Annotated in this window: 18 protein-coding genes; 13 read left to right on the top strand and 5 right to left on the bottom strand. The window is 49.5% G+C overall.

Annotated features, from left to right (window positions below; genetic code table 11):
* Nucleotides 1-295 precede the first annotated feature (295 nt).
* From nirK to ACTHTY_RS00750, 4 genes are all read left to right on the top strand, one after another.
* Nucleotides 296-1,465, top strand: a complete 1,170-nt coding sequence (gene nirK / locus ACTHTY_RS00765) for a copper-containing nitrite reductase (protein ID WP_004519389.1) — start codon at nt 296-298, stop codon at nt 1,463-1,465.
* Between the two features lie 173 nt (nt 1,466-1,638).
* Complete coding sequence (locus ACTHTY_RS00760; RefSeq protein ID WP_003745813.1) at nt 1,639-2,394, top strand: formylglycine-generating enzyme family protein; 756 nt, start codon at nt 1,639-1,641, stop codon at nt 2,392-2,394.
* Nucleotides 2,395-2,604: 210 nt separating this feature from the next.
* Nucleotides 2,605-2,874 carry a 30S ribosomal protein S15 gene (rpsO, locus tag ACTHTY_RS00755; RefSeq protein WP_003679932.1) on the top strand — a complete coding sequence of 90 codons (270 nt, stop codon included), beginning with the start codon at nt 2,605-2,607 and terminating at the stop codon, nt 2,872-2,874.
* 176 nt (nt 2,875-3,050) lie between these two features.
* Nucleotides 3,051-5,144, top strand: coding sequence for an AsmA family protein (locus tag ACTHTY_RS00750; protein WP_440366166.1), 2,094 nt, complete (start codon nt 3,051-3,053; stop codon nt 5,142-5,144).
* Between the two features lie 267 nt (nt 5,145-5,411).
* Here ACTHTY_RS00750 and ubiD read toward each other — a convergent pair whose 3' ends face one another.
* Nucleotides 5,412-6,890 (bottom strand): 4-hydroxy-3-polyprenylbenzoate decarboxylase, encoded by a 1,479-nt coding sequence (gene ubiD / locus ACTHTY_RS00745; protein WP_440366165.1) that lies wholly within the window; start codon nt 6,888-6,890, stop codon nt 5,412-5,414.
* A gap of 249 nt (nt 6,891-7,139) precedes the next feature.
* Between ubiD and ACTHTY_RS00740 the strand changes: the two genes are divergently transcribed.
* The 7 genes from ACTHTY_RS00740 to trmA all read left to right on the top strand — a co-directional run bounded on the left by ACTHTY_RS00740 (nt 7,140) and on the right by trmA (nt 15,288).
* The gene (locus tag ACTHTY_RS00740; RefSeq protein ID WP_440366164.1) at nt 7,140-7,802 is read left to right on the top strand and encodes a DedA family protein; all 663 of its coding nucleotides are present in this window, start codon (nt 7,140-7,142) and stop codon (nt 7,800-7,802) included.
* 66 nt (nt 7,803-7,868) lie between these two features.
* On the top strand, nt 7,869-8,852 hold the full coding sequence (locus ACTHTY_RS00735) for an asparaginase (protein WP_440366163.1): 984 nt from the start codon (nt 7,869-7,871) through the stop codon (nt 8,850-8,852).
* A 13-nt stretch (nt 8,853-8,865) separates the two neighbouring features.
* The gene (locus tag ACTHTY_RS00730) at nt 8,866-9,633 is read left to right on the top strand and encodes a TatD family hydrolase (RefSeq protein WP_440366162.1); all 768 of its coding nucleotides are present in this window, start codon (nt 8,866-8,868) and stop codon (nt 9,631-9,633) included.
* A 287-nt stretch (nt 9,634-9,920) separates the two neighbouring features.
* Entirely contained in the window at nt 9,921-11,189 is a 1,269-nt protein-coding gene (locus ACTHTY_RS00725; protein ID WP_440366161.1) for an NRAMP family divalent metal transporter, read from the top strand.
* Between the two features lie 155 nt (nt 11,190-11,344).
* Complete coding sequence (gene prfA / locus ACTHTY_RS00720) at nt 11,345-12,421, top strand: peptide chain release factor 1 (protein WP_440366160.1); 1,077 nt, start codon at nt 11,345-11,347, stop codon at nt 12,419-12,421.
* Between the two features lie 161 nt (nt 12,422-12,582).
* Nucleotides 12,583-14,085, top strand: a complete 1,503-nt coding sequence (gene pta / locus ACTHTY_RS00715) for a phosphate acetyltransferase (RefSeq protein WP_440366159.1) — start codon at nt 12,583-12,585, stop codon at nt 14,083-14,085.
* Between the two features lie 117 nt (nt 14,086-14,202).
* Nucleotides 14,203-15,288, top strand: coding sequence for a tRNA (uridine(54)-C5)-methyltransferase TrmA (gene trmA / locus ACTHTY_RS00710; protein ID WP_440366158.1), 1,086 nt, complete (start codon nt 14,203-14,205; stop codon nt 15,286-15,288).
* A gap of 42 nt (nt 15,289-15,330) precedes the next feature.
* Here the strand turns inward: trmA and ACTHTY_RS00705 are convergent, their stop codons facing one another.
* Nucleotides 15,331-16,398, bottom strand: coding sequence for a zinc-dependent alcohol dehydrogenase family protein (locus tag ACTHTY_RS00705; protein ID WP_440366157.1), 1,068 nt, complete (start codon nt 16,396-16,398; stop codon nt 15,331-15,333).
* 162 nt (nt 16,399-16,560) lie between these two features.
* Between ACTHTY_RS00705 and mutY the strand changes: the two genes are divergently transcribed.
* A complete protein-coding gene (mutY, locus tag ACTHTY_RS00700) occupies nt 16,561-17,595 on the top strand; it encodes an A/G-specific adenine glycosylase (protein WP_440366156.1) in 1,035 nt (344 codons plus the stop codon).
* Between the two features lie 6 nt (nt 17,596-17,601).
* Here the strand turns inward: mutY and ACTHTY_RS00695 are convergent, their stop codons facing one another.
* Together ACTHTY_RS00695 and ACTHTY_RS00690 are read right to left on the bottom strand one after the other, a co-directional pair.
* Nucleotides 17,602-17,958, bottom strand: a complete 357-nt coding sequence (locus tag ACTHTY_RS00695) for a hypothetical protein (RefSeq protein ID WP_004519372.1) — start codon at nt 17,956-17,958, stop codon at nt 17,602-17,604.
* Between the two features lie 3 nt (nt 17,959-17,961).
* Nucleotides 17,962-18,159: a zinc-finger domain-containing protein gene (locus tag ACTHTY_RS00690; RefSeq protein WP_204788175.1), complete on the bottom strand. Its 198-nt coding sequence runs from the start codon at nt 18,157-18,159 to the stop codon at nt 17,962-17,964.
* Nucleotides 18,160-18,271: 112 nt separating this feature from the next.
* Here ACTHTY_RS00690 and ACTHTY_RS00685 point away from each other — a divergent pair, with 112 nt between their 5' ends.
* Nucleotides 18,272-18,766: a DMP19 family protein gene (locus ACTHTY_RS00685; RefSeq protein WP_440366155.1), complete on the top strand. Its 495-nt coding sequence runs from the start codon at nt 18,272-18,274 to the stop codon at nt 18,764-18,766.
* A gap of 63 nt (nt 18,767-18,829) precedes the next feature.
* On the opposite strand, the gene ACTHTY_RS00680 is transcribed toward ACTHTY_RS00685, so the two are convergent.
* Entirely contained in the window at nt 18,830-19,603 is a 774-nt protein-coding gene (locus tag ACTHTY_RS00680; RefSeq protein ID WP_440366154.1) for a M48 family metallopeptidase, read from the bottom strand.
* Nucleotides 19,604-19,641: the final 38 nt, after the last annotated feature.

The raw sequence follows: 19,641 nt of genomic DNA, 5'->3' as shown, positions 1-19,641 counted from the left end.
AATAATATTCCTTTAAAACCATTAACTTACATGATATTGATTCCTATTATCTTGTATAACTCCTCCTTTGTTATATTTTGTGTTAAGCCCACACTAACATTTTCACACAAAAATAAACTTTTCGGTTTAGTTTTTTATACTACTAAAGGAGTATTTAAGGATTAAAAGATTCATATTCATTGAACAATTTGATTTATGTCAAAATACACCCAAACAAGCGCCTACATAATCATACAAAATTTCAAACCATCCTATCAGGATACTTAACTTTTCTTACAATAAGGAAACTTTAAACATGAAACGCCAAACCTTAGCTGCACTTATCGCTTCTGTATTTGCACTGGCCGCATGCGGCGAACAAGCTGCTAAACCAGCTGAAACTCCGGCTGCCACCGCTTCTGCCGAAGCTCCTGCTGCTGCTTCTGACTCACAAGCTGCTGCCGAGACTCCTTCTTCAGAATTGCCTGTAGTCGATGCCATCATGACTCACGCTCCGGAAGTTCCACCTGCAATCGATCGCGATCATCCGGCTAAAGTACGCGTTAAAATGGAAACCGTCGAAAAAACCATGACTATGGAAGACGGTGTTGAATACCACTACTGGACATTCAACGGTGACGTTCCGGGCCAAATGATTCGTGTACGCGAAGGCGATACCGTAGAAGTAGAATTCTCTAACAATCCTTCTTCTACTGTTCCTCACAACGTTGACTTCCACGCTGCTACCGGTCAAGGCGGTGGTGCAGAAGCTTCTTTCACTGCCCCAGGCCACACTTCTACTTTCAGCTTTAAAGCTCTGCAAGCCGGTTTGTACATTTACCACTGTGCCGTTGCTCCTGTAGGTATGCACATCGCCAACGGTATGTACGGTTTGATCTTGGTTGAACCTAAAGAAGGCCTGCCTAAAGTAGATAAAGAGTTCTACATCGTACAAGGCGACTTCTATACTAAAGGTAAAAAAGGCGCTCAAGGCCTGCAACCTTTCGATATGGACAAAGCAATTGCCGAACAACCTGAATACGTTGTATTCAACGGTCACGTAGGCTCTATCGCCGGTGACAACGCCCTGAAAGCCAAAGCTGGTGAAACTGTTCGTATGTACGTTGGTAACGGTGGTCCTAACTTGGTATCTTCTTTCCACGTTATCGGCGAAATCTTCGACAAAGTATATGTTGAAGGTGGTAAACTGATTAACGAAAACGTACAAAGCACTGTGATTCCTGCCGGTGGCGCCGCCATGATCGAATTCAAAGTCGATATTCCAGGCAGCTACACTATAGTTGACCACTCTATCTTCCGTGCGTTCAACAAAGGTGCTTTGGGTCAATTGAAAGTTGAGGGTAACGAAAACCCTGAAATCATGACCAAAAAACTGAGCGACACCGTTTACCAACCTGCCGGTGCTGCCGCTTCTGCCCCAGCCGCTGCGTCTGCCGCACCTGCTGCTTCTGAAGCCGCTAAATAATCCCTCGGTTTAATACGCCAAGCCACTGCTACTCTTCTCTTAGAGTCGCAGTGGCTTCCATCACAATTAATCTTCCTATTCAATCAGACAGATTAATTTTTCAGACGGCCTTGTTATGATTAGGCTATCTTAAAAATAAATTTTCTGTTTTCAAACGATAATAAGGGCGTACCATGAAACTCATACGACTCCTCCTCTTAGGCAGTGCCTTAATCTGCGGCAATACATTTGCAGCCGAAATGGTAAAAATCGAAGGAGGCAGCTATCGCCCTCTCTATCTCAAAAAAGAGACTTCCCTTATTAAAGTCAAACCCTTCCAACTTGACAAATATCCTGTAACCAATGCCGAATTTGCCGAATTTTTGAAAACACATCCACAATGGCAAAAAGACAAAATCAGCTCCAAACAAGCTGAAAAAGCTTACCTGAAACATTGGGTAAAAAACGGCAGCAACAGTTATGCGCCTAAAGCCAGCGAACTCAAACATCCGGTAACCAATGTTTCATGGTTTGCCGCCAATGCCTACTGCGTTTCCAAAGGCAAACGCCTGCCGACTATTGACGAGTGGGAATTTGCAGGCTTGGCTTCTGCCACTCAAAAAGACGGCTCTGCCGAGCCTGGCTACAACCGCACCATCTTGGATTGGTATGCAGACGGCGGCCGCAACGGCCTGCATGACATCGGTAAAAACAAACCCAACTACTGGGGCGTATATGATATGCACGGCCTGATTTGGGAATGGACTGAAGACTTCAACAGCAGCCAACTCTCTGCTGGCTCGTCCAATACACAAATGTTCTGTAGCGGCGCATCCGTAGGTTCAAGCGATCCGTCCAACTATGCGGCATTCTTACGCTACGGCATCCGCACCAGCCTGCAGTCCAAATATGTTTTAAATAACTTGGGCTTCCGCTGTGCGAGCAAATAAAGTTTAGTTTTTATCACCAAAGCAGCTTTGGCGGTACTGAAAGGTATCGCCGCTTTTTTTGGCCGTCTGAAAAGATATGGCGCACAAAGACAAATTGTGGCATAATCCGCCCGTCTTTATAAAAAGGCACTTAGGAGTTTGCTTAGGTCGTTCGGCTTGGCAAACTTGTCCGAACCTGAAAAGGTTCTTTTATTTTCGGAGTTATCCATCATGGCATTGACCGTAGAACAAAAAGCACAAATTGTTAAAGATTTCCAACGTAAAGAAGGCGATACTGGTTCTTCTGAAGTACAAGTCGCTCTGTTGACTTTCCGCATCAACGACCTGACTCCTCACTTCAAAGCCAACCCTAAAGACCACCACAGCCGTCGCGGCCTGTTGAAAATGGTTAGCCAACGTCGTCGCCTGCTGTCTTACCTGCGTCGTACTCAGCCTGATACTTACCGTACGCTGATTACCCGCCTGGGTCTGCGTAAATAATTTATGCTTAAAATCAACACCGCCTTCGGGCGGTGTTTTTATTCATATACCCATGCCGTCTGAAACACATGCCCACTCTGTGTTATACTTCCACACGCTTAAGCAGCAAGGCTTAAACTTCCAATCACTCCTTAAAGCTCCCATCAAAGCGAGAATCTGAATTGTCTGTTCATTCCATGTTGCACTCAGGAAAATTTTGGCTGAAAACCCTGGTTTTCAGCATTGCCGTGCTTTTATGCCTCACGGCGGTATTGAGTGCCTTAATGTTCCGCATATTCAATACAGAAAACATCGACGCATTCATACAGAAAAACTTTTCCGCCCATGGCTGCCAAATCAAATACAACGCCACTATCGGCAGAAAATGGCTGCCGCGCCCCACGCTAATTTTAAAAGACCTCAGCCTTTCCTCTTCCGAACCAGACACGCCGACACTGAACATTGCCGAATCCAAAATGGGCTTTGGCTGGAGCAGCCTATGGTCAGATGCCCCAATTCTTGAAAAATGGATTCTTTCCAATCCATTGCTGACGCTGGGTCCCAAAAACCACCTGCCTGCCTGCCTGCAACAAAACCATGCATCAAAAGAAAGCTTCCAGCTCAACCGCGTCATCATCAATAACGGCAGCATCCGCTATCACAATAAAGAGCAAGATATTGCCTTAAACGATCTGCAATTTTCCCTGCGCAGAGCCGATTCAGACGGCCGTCCATTCGATATCAGCGGCACACTGCAAAACATCGGCAACCCCATCAATTGGCAAGGCATCGGCCATCTTGTACAAGATGATACCGGCTGGAACGTTCCCGCCCTCAAATTAAACCTGCAAACCGTATTACTCAAAAACAAGCTGGATGCCCAAATCGCAGGCAGCCTTAATTGGCAAAACCAAACCGCCCTTTTGCGCGACTTCAATCTGCAAGCCGAAAGCGACTATCAAAACTTGCATATCAACGCACGTTCTCCCCTCTTGCAATTCAAAAATGGCTATTTGCACCTCAACACACTCAACGGCGCATTGACCGCCGGCAGTGAAAACAACCAATGGGACGGTTCATTCAAACTGGACAAAACCAACCTCTATCCAACCGTTTTGACCGCCGCCAATTTTGAACTCAAAGGCAGCCATAAAAACGACCGCCTCCAAACCAACTTTACCTTTTCCAGCCCATTGGTTTGGCAAAAAGGCAAAGGCATCGATGCGCCCAAACTACACCTCAGCACCCTGCAAGACACCATCAACCGCCTTCCCCGCCCCCGATTCATCAGCACCCTTGAAGGACAGGCCAATTTCAGCCTCAATACATGGGAAGGCCGTCTGAAAGGCGCATTTGACAGACAAGCCCTTGCCTTGGCCTTTAAATACCAACGCGATGCCCAACCGCGTCCACACCTTGACGCCGGTATCGCTTTACAAAAACTGAATCTAACCCCTTACTTGGAAGACCTGAAAACCCAGCCATCACTGAACCTTCCTTCCCTGCTGGCCAAATCCTGGTTGCCCGACATTGAGGCCAACCTCCAAATCGGCAGCATTCAAACTGCCGGCCTGCAATTAGAAAATGTCGAATCCCTGCTCACCGCCGATAAAGAACATATCGCCCTGCACCGTTTCAAAGCCGGGCTTTATGGCGGCAAAACCGAGGGCGGCCTGAGTATTGCGGCGACCCAACCTGCTTCCTACCACCTTCAGCAAAACGCAAAAGGCATACAAATTCAGCCGCTGCTGCAAGACCTGTTCGGCTTCCACAGCTTCAGTGGCAGCGGTGACGCCGTTATCGACATTCAAACTTCCGGCAACGACCGCACCCAAATGATACAGGCCCTAAACGGCAGCCTGCTCCTCGATATTACCAACGGTGCATGGCACGGCATCGATATGGACAGCATTCTGAAAAACGGCATCTCTTCGGAAAAAATCGACAACAGCAACCTAAAAACCCCTTTCCATCATTTCATCCTCAATAGCGAAATCGAGAAAGGCATCAGCCATCATATCAACACCGAACTGTTTTCCGACAGCCTGCACGTTGTCAGCAGCGGCTATACCGACTTGAATACCCAAAAGCTGTCCGAAAACCTGCTTATCAGCAATGTACTGCAACCTAAAAACAAACCGATTCCCCTAAAAATCGGCGGAACCGCACAAAACCCTTCCATTACCCTTGATTACAGCCGCTTGACCAATGGCATGAACACGCCTGCAGAAAAACAAAAAGCCCTGCAAGAAACCATACAAGAACAATGGAAGTGGCTCAAACCACGCTAGGTTTTCAAATCAAAGGCCGTCTGAAACCCAAAAAGTTTCAGACGGCCTTTTAACAGATACATTGTCAGAATAAGATGTTTACTTAGGAATGACTATATACGCAATCAGTGCAACAATGATGGCAAACCATATAGTCAACATTATCAAGCCTTTTTTGGAGAGTTTTCTTTTTCTCCAATCGAGCCTCAATATTTCTATCGTACCCTCAAACATCGCCCCAATCATTTCCATCAATATTTGAAGTATAAATTCCAATAGAAATGACATCTACAAGCCCAAACTCTCCCAAATCTCATCGATTTTGGCCGTAACGGCAGGGTCTTTTTTGATCACACGTCCCCATTCGCGGTCGGTTTCGCCCGGCCACTTGTTGGTCGCATCCAAACCCATTTTGCCGCCGAGTCCGCTGACGGGGCTGGCGAAGTCGAGGTAGTCGATAGGTGTGTTTTCCACCAAAACGGTATCGCGTACGGGGTCCATGCGCGTGGTGACCGCCCAGATGACTTCTTTCCAGTCGCGCACGTTCACATCGTCATCCACTACGATGATGAATTTGGTGTACATAAACTGGCGCAGGAATGACCAGCAGCCCATCATCACGCGCTTGGCGTGGCCGGCGTACTGTTTTTTCATGCTGACCACCGCCATGCGGTAGGAGCAGCCTTCGGGTGGCAGATAGAAATCGGTGATTTCGGGGAACTGCTTTTGCAAAAGCGGGACGAACACTTCGTTCAACGCCACGCCCAAAACGGCAGGCTCATCGGGTGGTTTGCCTGTGTAGGTAGAGTGGTAAATCGGGTTTTCGCGCATGGTAATGCGCTCGACCGTAAACACAGGGAAATGATCCTGCTCGTTGTAATAACCCGTGTGGTCGCCGTATGGGCCTTCCAACGCGGTTTCGTTTGGATGAATCACGCCTTCCAACACGATTTCTGCACGGGCAGGCACTTGCAAATCGTTGCCGATACATTTCACCAGCTCCGTCCGCGAACCGCGCAGTAGTCCGGCAAACTGGTATTCGCTCAAAGTATCGGGAACAGGCGTTACAGCGCCCAAAATGGTGGCAGGGTCGCAACCGAGTACGACGGCGACGGGATACGGCGTCTCGGGATTGAGTTTGCGAAACTCCTGATAATCCAGCGCGCCGCCGCGATGCGACAGCCAACGCATAATCAGCTTGTTTTTGCCGATGAGTTGTTGGCGATAAATGCCTAAGTTTTGGCGTTTTTTGTACGGGCCGCGCGTGACGGTCAAGCCCCACGTTACCAGCGGCGCAACGTCTTCCGGCCAGCAATGCTGAATCGGAAGTTTATATAAATCAACGTCGTCACCTTCCCATACGATTTCCTGACACAGCGCATTTTTCACCACGTTCGGTGCCATGCTCCAAATATCTTTCAAAAGCGGCAGTTTGGAAAACGCGTCTTTAATGCCTTTGGGCGGTTCGGGTTCTTTCAGATACGCCAGCGTCTGCCCGATTTCGCGCAACTTGGACACACTCTCCGCACCCATGCCCAGCGCCACACGTTCGGGCGTGCCGAACAGATTCGCCAACACGGGATAATTATAACGCGTACCGTCAGGCTTAATCGGATTTTCAAACAACAACGCCGGTCCTTCAGCACGCAGCACGCGGTCGGCGATTTCGGTCATTTCCAAATGCGGCGACACCGGATGCTGAATGCGCTTGAGTTTGCCATCAGCTTCCAATCCGGCGATAAATTCTCGCAAATCTCTGTATTTCATGATTTCATTTTCCTGAACAGGCCGTCTGAAAACAGACTGCCATTTCGGGTTTGAAAGATAAACCAGCGGCTATTGTACCTGCCAAATCTGTTCAAATCCCAACTTTCCACGTCCGAATTTCGAGTTTTTTTGCAAACTACCGTCAAATTTAAACAATATCTGCTTGTGATTGCTTTCAGACGGCCTTATCTTTGGTAAAATTCCAACTTAATCCAGTCATCAATCAATATTTATCGTGGGACGGCGGCCATGTTTGCAATTTTAGAATCTTTTTTCGTTGAATACGGCTATGCGGCCGTGTTTTTCGTTTTGGTTATTTGCGGCTTCGGCGTGCCGATTCCTGAAGATTTGACGCTGGTAACCGGCGGTGTGATTTCCGGCCTGGGTTATACCAACTCGCATATTATGTTTGCCGTCGGCATGCTCGGCGTATTGGTAGGTGACGGCTTTATGTTTGCGGCCGGCCGGATTTGGGGACAAAAAATCCTTAAATTCAAACCGATTGCGCGCGTGATGACACCCAAACGCTATGCCCAAGTACAGGAAAAATTCGACAAATACGGCAACTGGGTTTTATTCGTCGCCCGTTTCCTGCCCGGCCTGCGTACTGCCGTTTTCGTGACTGCAGGCATCAGCCGCAAGGTTTCCTACATGCGCTTCATCCTGATGGACGGCTTGGCCGCGCTGATTTCCGTTCCGGTTTGGATTTATTTGGGCGAATACGGCGCACGCAATACCGACTGGCTGATGAAAAAAATGCACAGCCTGCAATCCGGTATCTTTATCGTACTGGGCATAGGTGCAGTCATCGTCGGCTGGATTTGGTGGAGAAAACACCGCCGCCACACCTTCTTCCGTGAAAAATTACACGAAAAACGCGCCGCAAAAGCCAAAAAACAAGCCAATCAATAAACCATTCCAGGCCGTCTGAAACACTTCCCCGCTTTCAGACGGCCTCAATCATTCATCAGAAACACCATGAAACAAAAAATCTTTGTCCTCTACACCGGCGGCACCATCGGCATGACCCAAAGCAGCGCCGGCCTGCGTCCCGATACCGCACTCGTCGATAAAGCCCTTGCTCCCTTTTCAGACAGCCTTGATTTCGAATGGCACGTTTGTCAGCCGCTCATCGATTCTTCCGCGGTAACGCTGCAAAACCAACGCAACTGGCTGGAGCTTATTATCGCCAAACTGCCTGACTATGACGGCATTTTGGTGCTACACGGCACGGATACCATGGCATACACTGCCAATCTCTTCGCCCTAGCGCTGCAAAGTTTGGACAAACCTATTATCCTGACCGGCTCACAATGGCCTTACGATGCCGCAAACAGCGATGCGCCGCGCAACCTTGCTACCGCCGTTTCCGCCTTCTCGCTCAAACTCAAACAAGTGGCGATTGCCTTTGACGGCAAACTATTCCCCGCCGTCGGCAGCAGCAAGGTCAGCACCGAGACCGCCGCAGGTTTTGACAACCTGCATTTGGGCTCACTCGCCGAATGGGAGGAAAACAAAGGTTGGCACAATATCCGTACCGCCCCGACCGACCATTCAGACGGCCTCAAGCCGCGTCTTCCAAATCCCGAAGCCAAAGTTTCCGTCCGCACGCTGATTCCCGGTTATGCCGCGCAAGAACTTTCAGACGGCCTGCCCCATCTTTCCGCCCAAGCCCTGATTCTGCAAAGCTACGGCCACGGCAATGCGCCGAGCAACGATGCGTTTGTCCGAGCCGTTCAAGCCTTTACGCAACAAGGCAAATTGCTGCTCAACATCAGCCAAGTACCGCAAGGTTGCGCCGCCGCCGTCTATGCCCAAGGCGATGCTTTGCGTCAGGCAGGTATTATCAACGGCGGCAAATGCAATCTCGAAACTGCCACGGCACTGATGATCCTCGCCGTATCTCATGACTGGAATGCGGATAAGGTGCAACAAGAATTGCGACAATTAAATCTGCTGTAAACCACCATTTAATATGACTTTCACCGACACCCACTGCCATCTTGCCGACCCCAAACTTGCCGACATGCTTCCTGCCGTGCTTGCCGAAGCGCAAGCCGTCGGCGTAACGCGTTTTATCGTACCGGCTACATCTCCCAAGGATTGGCATTCCGTTGCGCAGTTGGAAAGGCCGTCTGAAAACATCCATATCGCTTTGGGCATTCATCCGTGGTTTTCAGACGGCATTGATGAAACAGCGTTTCAACAATTAGAAACCGAACTGATCCAACATCCGCAGGCATGGGTTGGCGAAATCGGCTTGGATTTTTATGGCAAAGAGCAAACCCAAGCGCAACGCGACACGCAAACCGACGTCTTTATCCGCCAACTCATCCTCGCCCAAAACCTCAACCGCCGCGTCATCATCCATAATCTGAAAGCCACCGCCGCCATTGCCGCCGCCGTCAAAACCGTCGGTTTCACACGAGGCGGTATCGTTCACGCCTTCTCCGGCAGCGTAGAAGAAGCGCGAATTTTGGTAAAACTCGGCTTCAAAATCGGCATAGGCTCGCTGCTACTCAATCCCAATGCCAAAAAAGTCCGTGCCGCCTTACAAGCCTTAGATGACACGGATTTCGTTCTCGAAACCGACAGCCCTTTTATGCTCGGCCAAGAAACCAACACACCAGCCAACATCCGCCGTATCGCCAAAATTGCCGCCGAACTGCGCGGCGTACCGCTGTCGCAACTGGCTGAAATCACCGAGCAAAACGTGGATTCCCTACTCCATACTTCCCCTTAATATACCGACCTCAAGGCATCAAAAAGCCTTGCCCGGCCATTTCGTTTCCAAACCGACACACTTTGTCCTCCCTACCCCATATTCATGAATAAAAAGCGATACAAGGCCGTCTAAAAAAATGTTTTTGGCACAAAATATCGTTCATTCCACCATTTCAGCTTTTTAAAACTGTATTTTTCCTTTGATTGATAAAAAGTATTACGCATATTATTGGGCAAACTTTTTATTTACGTTAAAATATGCTTTTTTTTGATAATAAGGCCGTCTGAAACAGGCGGAAAATACTTATGGCAGAACAACATACACACTCCTCTACCTGGCAGAGCAAAATTAATGCTCTCGGCCCGGGCATCATGATGGCTTCGGCAGCGGTCGGCGGATCGCACCTTATCGCCTCCACGCAGGCAGGTGCGCTTTACGGCTGGCAGCTTGCGTTGATTATTATTCTGACCAACCTGTTCAAATACCCGTTTTTCCGCTTCAGCGCACATTACACGCTGGATACGGGCAAAAGCCTAATTGAGGGCTATGCCGAAAAAAGCCGCGTTTATTTGTGGGTATTTTTGATTTTGTGTATTGCATCGGCAACGATTAATGCCGGTGCGGTCGCCATCGTGACCGCCGCCATCGTCAAAATGGCGATCCCATCGCTGACTTTCGATGCCGGCATAGTGTCCGTCATGATTATGGCTTCCTGCCTGCTGATTTTGGCAAGTGGCCGCTATAAAGCATTGGACAACGTTTCCAAAATCATCATCGTCAGCCTGACCATCGCCACCGTCGCCGCAGCAGCCGTGGCCATGTCTCGCGGCATGCAGATGAAACCCGACTTTATCGAGCCTACCCCGTGGACACTGACCGGCTTGGGCTTCCTCATCGCGCTGATGGGCTGGATGCCTGCACCGATTGAAATTTCCGCCATCAACTCTTTGTGGGTAACCGAAAAACAACGTATCAACCCTTCCAGCTACCGCGACGGCATATTTGACTTCAACGTCGGCTACATTACCAGCGCGATTTTGGCGGTCGTTTTCCTCGCCTTGGGTGCATATGTACAATACGGCAACGGCGAGGAAGTGCAAATGGCGGGCGGCAAATATGTTGGCCAACTGATTAATATGTACGCCGTGACCATCGGCGACTGGTCTCGTCCGCTGGTGGCATTTATCGCCTTCGCCTGCATGTACGGCACCACCATTACCGTAGTGGACGGCTACGCCCGCGCGATTGCCGAACCGGTACGCCTGCTGCGCGGCAAAGACAAAACCGGCAATGCCGAATTGTTTGCTTGGAACATCTGGGTTGCAGGCTCAGGCTTGGCCGTGATTTTCTGGTTCAACAGCGCAATGGCCGAGTTGCTCAAATTCGCCATGATCACCGCCTTCGTTGCCGCCCCAGTGTTCGCTTGGTTGAACTACCGCCTCGTCAAAGGCGACAAACGCCACAAACTGACCATGGGCATGAACTTCCTCGCCATTATCGGTTTGATTTATTTGACCGGCTTTACCGTTTTGTTCCTGCTGAACCAAACAGGCATCTTGGCTGCGCCTAAATAAGCCCATATAAAAAAGGCCGTCTGAAACTTAAAAACAGGTTTCAGACGGCCTTTCCAATCCATCATATCTTGTTGAATTTCCATTCAAACCCATTATAATGACTCCTTATTTCGCCGTTGCAGATCACTCGACGGCATCCGTATTTTGGAAAATTTATGAAGCCGTCTATCTTAGAAAAACTACAACAACTCAGCGACCGACTGGAAGAAGTCACGCACCTGCTCGGTCAGCCTGAAGCCACGTCCGACATGGACAACTACCGCAAACTCACTCGCGAACACGCCGAACTGACCCCTGTGGTCGAAGTCTTCCAAAACTATCAGCTGGCGCAAAGCGACTTGGCAGATGCCGAAGAAATGCTGTCCGACCCTGAAATGAAAGACTTTGCCGCCGAAGAAATCGAAGCGGCCAAAGCCAAAATCGACAAACTCGATACCGAATTGCAAAAACTGCTGCTACCCAAAGACGCCGACGACGACAAAAACATCTTTATCGAAGTGCGCGCCGGTACCGGTGGCGACGAAGCCGCGCTGTTTGCAGGCGATTTGCTGCGTATGTACAGTCGCTACGCCGAGCGAAACCGCTGGCAGGTCGAAATCGTTTCCGCCAACGAAAGCGAATTGGGCGGCTATAAAGAAGTCATCGCCCGCATTATCGGCTTAGGCGCGTATAGCCGTCTGAAATTTGAATCCGGCGGCCACCGCGTACAGCGTGTTCCTGCCACCGAAAGCCAAGGCCGCATCCATACTTCCGCCTGCACCGTCGCCGTCATGCCCGAAGCGGACGAACTGGAAGACATCGAGTTGAATCCGGCTGATCTGCGCATCGATACCTTCCGCGCATCCGGCGCGGGCGGTCAGCACATCAACAAAACCGACTCCGCCGTCCGTATTACCCACCTGCCGACAGGCATGGTGGTCGAATGCCAAGACGGCCGCAGCCAACACGCCAACAAAGCGCAGGCGATGAAAGTCCTCGCTGCCCGCTTAAACGACGCACAAAAACGCGAAGCCCAAGCCAAAGAAGCCGCCGAACGAAAATCCCTGATCGGCAGCGGCGACCGCAGCGAACGCATCCGCACCTACAACTACCCCCAAGGCCGCGTGACCGACCACCGCATCAACCTCACCCTGCACAAACTGGATTTTGTGATGGACGGCGACTTGGAAGAAATCACCAATGCCCTGATTGCCGAGCATCAAGCCGAGCTTTTAGCAGCAATGGGGGATTGATGAATTTAGCCCATTGCGTTTATACTTTTCAGACGGCCTGATGACATATGTCAATATGACCGTGAATATATTAAAGAAACTTCAATCCTGAAGTGTTAAAATGCAGCACCAGCTGCACTCCAGCAACACCCTTCTACAATTAACGAAAGAGAGGACACAAAATGGCAAAAATCCTGATCGCACCGGTATCTACCGGCCTGAGCGCCGATGCAGCGGCAAAAGCATTTGCAGCGGCATTGAATGCACAAGTTTTCCAAGCCGTTGACTCCACTACAGAAGTCCTGTTGGCTCAAGGCAAGAGCGACGACTGGTTTGACGCGCTTGTCGGTAAAGTTGCAGCATTGAATGCAGATAACCTCGTTATCGAAGGCATCACTCCTGATGCAGACAAATTGTTCTTGGCAGGCAAAAACGTCGAATTGGCGTTGTCTTTGGACGCAGGCGTTGTATTGGCGCTGAAATCCGACAATACTGACGCTGCCGTCATCGCCCAACAATTAAACCTCACCAAACAGCTCTACACCAACTCCCCGGGCTTATTGGAAGGTTTCATCATTGACGGCGCAGCCGCTGCTTTAGGCGCACAAGTTGCCGAGCAAACCGGCCTGACTTTCTTCGGCTCCAGCGACAAACTGCAAGACGTATCCGCTTTGGCCAAACGCGAAGCCAAACGCCTGTCTCCAGCCCAATTCCGTTACAACCTGATCGATTTCGCCCGCAAAGCCGATATGCGCATCGTTCTGCCTGAAGGCGCCGAACCACGCACCGTCGCCGCTGCCGCTATCTGTCACGAAAAAGGCATCGCCCGTTGCGTACTGTTGGCTACCCGCGAAGAAGTTGAAGCCGTTGCTAAAGAACGCGGCATTTCCCTGCCTGATTCTTTGGAAATCATTGATCCTGCTACTTTGGTTGAGCAATACGTCGAGCCAATGTGCGAATTGCGCAAATCCAAAGGCCTGACTCCTGAAGATGCACGCAAACAGCTGCAAGACACCGTCGTACTCGGCACCATGATGATGGCTCAAAACGACGTGGACGGTTTGGTTTCCGGCGCAGTCCACACTACTGCCAACACCATCCGCCCTGCCCTGCAACTGATTAAAACCGCTCCGGGTGCAAGCCTCGTATCCAGCGTATTCTTCATGTTGCTGCCTAACCAAGTTTTGGCATTCGGCGACTGCGCGGTTAACCCGAACCCAACTCCGGAACAACTGGCCGACATCGCCATTCAATCTGCCGACAGCGCCAAAGCTTTCGGTATCGATCCAAAAGTGGCCATGATTTCCTACTCTACCATCAACTCAGGCAGCGGCCCTGATGTCGATGCAGTGATCGAAGCAACCAAACTGGCGAAAGAAAAACGCCCTGATTTGGCCATCGAAGGCCCGCTGCAATACGATGCGGCTACCGTTCCATCTATCGGTCAATCCAAAGCTCCGGGCAGCGCTGTCGCTGGTCAAGCAACCGTTTTGGTTTTCCCAGACCTCAATACCGGCAACTGTACTTACAAAGCCGTACAACGCAGCGCCAACGTCCTGAGCGTAGGCCCGTTGTTGCAAGGCTTGCGTAAACCGGTTAACGACTTGTCACGCGGCGCATTGATTGAAGACATCGTCTTCACCATCGCCCTGACTGCCGTTCAAGCCAAACAAATGCAAGGCTGATTGACAAGCTGATGCTTTGAAATCAAAGGCCGTCTGAAACCGATGTTTCAGACGGCCTTTCGTATCTTTGCGCCAACTATATTATAATTCTCCATTATTTTCTGAAAGACTGCCCCAATGACTGCCTACCAGCAACAACTAGCCGACAAAAAGCAATATCTTCAGCAACTTTTCCAAGGACTGGATTTCCCTAAAATCGAAGTCTTTGAATCTCCGGAACAGCATTACAGAATGCGCGCCGAGTTCCGCATCTGGCATGAGGGCGGCGAAATGTTTTACGCCATGTTTGAGCGCGGGCAAAAGGCAAGCGGGGCAAGCCTGATCCGTTGCGACCAATTTCCTGCCGCGTCCGAATCCATCAATGCCTTGATGCCGAAACTGATTGAAGCCGCATCCAATCATCCCGAGCTGAAAAACCGCTGGTACGCCGTCGAATTTTTGTCCACTTTAAGCGGCGAAATGCTGGTTACCATGATTTACCACAAGAAGCTGAACGAAGCATGGCAACAAGCCGCGCAAGAGCTGGCGCAAAATTTGGGCATCCACATCATCGGCCGCAGCCGCGGACAAAAAATCGTATTGAGCCAAGATTTTGTGACCGAAGCGTTGGAAGTCAACGGCAAGACCTTCCGCTATCGTCAAATCGAGGGCAGCTTTACCCAACCCAATGCCCAAGTGTGCCAAAAAATGCTGACATGGGCATGTGATGCCGCGCAAAACTTAGGCAAAGACATGCTTGAGTTGTACTGCGGCAACGGCAATTTCACCCTACCGCTTTCACAACATTTCAATCAGGTGCTGGCAACCGAAGTTTCCAAAACTTCCGTCAATGCCGCCCAATGGAATATTGAAGCCAACCAAATTATCAATCTCAAAATCGCCCGCCTGTCTGCGGAAGAATTTACCGAGGCCTACACGCAAAACCGTGAATTCCGCCGCCTGCAAGAACAAGGTATCGACTTAAAAAACTATGATTTTTCAACTATTTTTGTCGATCCTCCACGCGCCGGTGTTGATGATGAGACGCTCAAATTGGTTGCCCGATTCGACAACGTCCTCTATATTTCCTGCAACCCTGAGACCCTGCGCGCCAATCTCGACACGCTCTGTCAAACCCATACCATTGAACGCGCCGCCCTGTTCGACCAATTCCCATTTACCCACCATATCGAAAGCGGCGTTTGGTTGAAGAAGAAAAAATAAAACCATACAAAAAGGCCGTCTGAATGTTCAGACGGCCTTTAATTAACGGCATATTAAGCGATTTTCAAATCGATCCGCTTCCAAAACTACTTTCATGGCTTGGTTTTCAGCAGCGTGTTTGAACACATCGTAAGCTTTTTCCAATTCGCTGAATTTGAAATGGTGGGTCATCATTTTGGTGTAATCCACTGAGCTGCTGGAAATGGCTTTCATCAGCATTTCTGTGGTATTGGCGTTAACCAGGCCGGTAGTAATGGCAAGGTTTTTAATCCACAGTTTTTCCAGTTTGAAATCAACGGATTGACCATGTACACCGACCACAGCAATATGGCCGCCGGGTTTCACGATATCTTGGCACATATTCCAAGTCGCAGGGATACCGACCGCTTCGATGGCGCAATCTACGCCATCTTCGCCAACAATGTCGGCAACTTGCTTGCTTACATCGCCGGAAGCAGGGTTGATGGTATGGGTCGCTCCCAATTCTTTCGCCAGTTTCAAACGGTTTTCATCCATATCACAAACGATGATGGCGGCGGGACTATACAGTTGGGCGGTCAATAAGGCGGACATACCGACAGGGCCTGCGCCTGCAATGAATACAGTATCGCCAGGTTTCACATCACCATATTGCACGCCGATTTCGTGGGCGGTAGGTAAGGCGTCGCTCAACAGCAGGGCAACTTCTTCGTTGACGTTGTCAGGCAGCGGAACCAAGCTGTTGTCGGCATAAGGCGTACGGACGTATTCGGCCTGAGTACCGTCAATCATATAGCCCAAGATCCAACCGCCATTGCGGCAGTGTGAATAAAGTTGGATTTTACAATTGTCGCAAGTACAGCATTTGCTGACACATGAAATAATGACTTTATCACCGACTTTGATGTTTTTTACAGCGTCGCCGACTTCTTCTACAATACCGATGCCCTCATGACCAAGAATACGACCGTCGGCAACTTCAGGGTTTTTACCCTTCCAAATACCCAAGTCAGTACCGCAAATCGTGGTTTTAACGATTTTGACGACTGCATCGGTCGGATCGATAATTTGAGGGCGAGGTTTTTCTTCGAAACGGATGTCGTTTGCGCCATGATAAACCATTGCTTTCATGTGAATCTCCTTGAACGGTTAATAAACTTTAACAATACAGCGTAAATCCACGTTAACTATATTTATATACCCCTACATCAGATAAGTCAATCCTGATTATTATTTTGTATGCTATATTGTAACATACTGTTTTAAAAATAAATAATTAAAAAGTAAATATTAATGAACACACCCGCATCCTTCTCTCAACGACTCATCAATTGGCAGCGCCAACACGGTCGTCACAACCTGCCTTGGCAGGTCAAAGACCCTTATTCCGTCTGGCTTTCAGAGATCATGCTCCAACAAACGCAGGTTGCTACCGTATTGGACTACTATCCGCGTTTCTTAGCTAAATTCCCGACCGTGCAATCGCTGGCAGCAGCTCCTCAAGACGAGGTTTTATCTTTGTGGGCAGGCTTGGGCTATTACAGCCGCGCACGCAACCTGCATAAAGCTGCGCAACAAGTCGTCGGACAATTCGGCGGTATCTTTCCATCCAAGCGCAAAGACTTGGAAACGCTCTGCGGCGTAGGCAGAAGTACCGCCGCAGCTATTTCCGCCTTTGCTTTCAACCAACGCGAAACCATCTTGGACGGCAACGTCAAACGCGTTCTCTGCCGTGTCTTTGCCCAAGACGGCAATCCGCAAGACAAAAAATTTGAAAACTCGCTTTGGACGCTTGCTGAAAGCCTGATGCCGTCTGAAAACGCCGATATGCCTGCCTATACACAAGGACTGATGGATTTGGGTGCAACCGTCTGCAAACGGACAAAACCTTTGTGTCATCAATGCCCAATGGCAGACATCTGCGAAGCAAAAAAACAAAACCGCATTGACGAGCTGCCCCGCAAAAAAACTGCTCCCGAAGTGCAAACCCTACCGCTTTACTGGCTGATTATTCATAACACTGACGGCGCATTATTGCTTGAAAAACGCCCTGCCAAAGGTATTTGGGGCGGTCTGTATTGCGCACCCTGTTTTGAAAAATTAGACGATTTGTATGCTTACGCAGAACGCTTCGGTATTGTTTCAGACGGCCTTGAAGAACAAACCACGTTTACCCACCGCCTGACCCACCGTTTATTGATGATTACCCCTTTTCAGACGCAACAAAGGCCGTCTGAACATCTTTCAGACGGCCTTTGGATATCATCAGAACAGTTGGCGGATTATGGTTTGCCCAAACCTTTACTCAAGTATTTGGCTAAAGGCTAAACCGCCCTATTCCACAATCTCTTTAAATACAACCTCTTTTCCGCCGCGAATCAGTACGGCAAACCCGTCGCCAATCTGCCAACGCGAGCTTGGATTGGCGTACTCGACGCCCTGACTCCGCAAGCGGACTTGCACCAGTTTCTCAACCGTATTGCCTTCACGCAGCTCAACCATCATCGGGCTGTGGCTGTTGATATAAATTGCAGTAATCGTCCGGCCTTGTGCGGATTGATAACGGACAGAATACGTCTGCGCCTGCGCAATGACTGGTAACGGCGCGTCAGGGCGCACGGCCTTATACGAGCCGCACGCAGCGCACAAACTCAGGCACAAAGCGCAGATGACTTTGTTCAACATAGGCATAGATCAGTAATGGTGATGCGGAATCTCGCCATCAAGACGATAATAAGTGCCGCAATACGGGCATTCAATCTCACTGTTGGACTGAATCGGCAAGAACACGCGCGGATGGCCGTTCCATGTTTCATGATTAGGGCCGGAGCAATGCAGCGGCAAATCCTGCGGCTTGATGACTACAAGGTTTTTTTCAGACTGTGTACTCATGGTTTGGTTCCTCACTATGTTTTCTTATCTTCCGATATTGTAAAGCAAAACGGCCGCTAGGTTCGACTGAAAACATTATATAATCACTTTTTTCAGACGGCCTTTGATGATTATGACTACACTGCTCCGCCTTCAAGATTTCGATACTTCCGATTCCGCTTCATTTCTTTATACACTCAGCGCAGCCTATTTGGATCACACCGAACAGGCAGACGACGAGGAAATGTCCGGCCTCAACGACGAACAGCATACATTGACCGCCCTTTGCTATCTCGACAGCCAAGTTCAAGAAGGCGGCTTCGTACAGCTTATCGCTTCAGGATACGGAGAATACATCTTTGGCAACCCGGTTGCCGACAGCCTACGCCGCTGGCGCATCAAGCCTACACCGAAAATCTTAGACAAAGCCAAAGCCCTGTACGAAAAACACGGCGAAACCATTGAAAAAATGGCAGACGAACAAAGGGATTTCGACGAAATCCGCAAAGCTTTTCTCGATTTTGAAGAGCTTGATGGCGATTATTATGACGTTGCCGACGAAGACTTGGAAACTGCGGCAGCGTATGTTCAGGCAAATTGGGATAAATTTGCCAAACTGTCAGGCTGAAACCATAAAACTTTGCCGGTTTGAATCATCTGTTCAAACCGGCAAAATCATCAATACGTCAAATTAACGTTTGTTTTTCTGATAAATCGGCATCACTTCCGGCAACATTTTGCGGATTGCATTGATACGCGCCTGATTGGTCGGGTGGGTCGACAAAATAGACAATGAGCTGCCGCCCTGTACTTTGTTCATTTTTTCCCACACGCTTACCGCAGCCTCAGGATTGTAGCCTGCTTCAGCCATCAAACGCACACCGCCGGCATCCGCTTCGCTTTCCTGATGACGTGAGAACGGTTTGGTTGCCAACAAATCTGCACCCAAGCCGACCAAATCACCATCCACACCGGTTGAGCTGGCCAAAATCGAACCGCCCAAGCCGGTCAATACTTGTCCGCCTAAAGCTTTTTTACTGTGTTCCAACAAAGCATGGGTCATTTCATGGCCGACAACGGCGGCAATTTCAGCATCAGTCAGCTTCAATTTTTCTACTATGCCGGTGTACACGGCCATTTTACCGCCCGGCATTGCCCATGCGTTCATTTCATCACTGCGGATAACGTTCATCTGCCAGTTGAAAGGCACGCCGGTTTTGTTGGCGCGCTCAGCATGAGGACGCAGACGTGCAAACACGCGTTGAACACGTTGCGCAGTTGGAGATGAAACATCCAAAGCTTTTTGACCACGCGCTTTTTGAATGACTTGTGTGTAACTTTTAGCCGCATCTTCATTTAAAGTCGCGGTATCGTAGCCAACCATATCTGCTACGGAAGTACAGCCGGTCAATGCCAAAATAACGCCCATGCCGGCCCAATATTTTTTATTCAGTTTTTTCAACATGTTTTCTCTCTGTGTTTTTAAGTTAATGTAACGACATT

The sequence above is a fragment of the Neisseria sp. P0019.S002 genome, assembly GCF_051957155.1.
GTDB classification, from domain to species: Bacteria; Pseudomonadota; Gammaproteobacteria; order Burkholderiales; family Neisseriaceae; genus Neisseria; species Neisseria perflava.
This window is presented reverse-complemented; position numbering and strand designations above follow the sequence as displayed.

Excerpts from the sequence above, each read along its gene's own strand:
- nirK (WP_004519389.1), top strand. The coding sequence starts at position 296 with ATGAAACGCCAAACCTTAGCTGCACTTATCGCTTCTGTATTTGCACTG.
- ACTHTY_RS00760 (WP_003745813.1), top strand. The coding sequence starts at position 1,639 with ATGAAACTCATACGACTCCTCCTCTTAGGCAGTGCCTTAATCTGCGGC.
- rpsO (WP_003679932.1), top strand. The coding sequence starts at position 2,605 with ATGGCATTGACCGTAGAACAAAAAGCACAAATTGTTAAAGATTTCCAA.
- ACTHTY_RS00750 (WP_440366166.1), top strand. The coding sequence starts at position 3,051 with ATGTTGCACTCAGGAAAATTTTGGCTGAAAACCCTGGTTTTCAGCATT.
- ubiD (WP_440366165.1), bottom strand. The coding sequence starts at position 6,890 with ATGAAATACAGAGATTTGCGAGAATTTATCGCCGGATTGGAAGCTGAT.
- ACTHTY_RS00740 (WP_440366164.1), top strand. The coding sequence starts at position 7,140 with ATGTTTGCAATTTTAGAATCTTTTTTCGTTGAATACGGCTATGCGGCC.
- ACTHTY_RS00735 (WP_440366163.1), top strand. The coding sequence starts at position 7,869 with ATGAAACAAAAAATCTTTGTCCTCTACACCGGCGGCACCATCGGCATG.
- ACTHTY_RS00730 (WP_440366162.1), top strand. The coding sequence starts at position 8,866 with ATGACTTTCACCGACACCCACTGCCATCTTGCCGACCCCAAACTTGCC.
- ACTHTY_RS00725 (WP_440366161.1), top strand. The coding sequence starts at position 9,921 with ATGGCAGAACAACATACACACTCCTCTACCTGGCAGAGCAAAATTAAT.
- prfA (WP_440366160.1), top strand. The coding sequence starts at position 11,345 with ATGAAGCCGTCTATCTTAGAAAAACTACAACAACTCAGCGACCGACTG.
- pta (WP_440366159.1), top strand. The coding sequence starts at position 12,583 with ATGGCAAAAATCCTGATCGCACCGGTATCTACCGGCCTGAGCGCCGAT.
- trmA (WP_440366158.1), top strand. The coding sequence starts at position 14,203 with ATGACTGCCTACCAGCAACAACTAGCCGACAAAAAGCAATATCTTCAG.
- ACTHTY_RS00705 (WP_440366157.1), bottom strand. The coding sequence starts at position 16,398 with ATGAAAGCAATGGTTTATCATGGCGCAAACGACATCCGTTTCGAAGAA.
- mutY (WP_440366156.1), top strand. The coding sequence starts at position 16,561 with ATGAACACACCCGCATCCTTCTCTCAACGACTCATCAATTGGCAGCGC.
- ACTHTY_RS00695 (WP_004519372.1), bottom strand. The coding sequence starts at position 17,958 with ATGCCTATGTTGAACAAAGTCATCTGCGCTTTGTGCCTGAGTTTGTGC.
- ACTHTY_RS00690 (WP_204788175.1), bottom strand. The coding sequence starts at position 18,159 with ATGAGTACACAGTCTGAAAAAAACCTTGTAGTCATCAAGCCGCAGGAT.
- ACTHTY_RS00685 (WP_440366155.1), top strand. The coding sequence starts at position 18,272 with ATGACTACACTGCTCCGCCTTCAAGATTTCGATACTTCCGATTCCGCT.
- ACTHTY_RS00680 (WP_440366154.1), bottom strand. The coding sequence starts at position 19,603 with ATGTTGAAAAAACTGAATAAAAAATATTGGGCCGGCATGGGCGTTATT.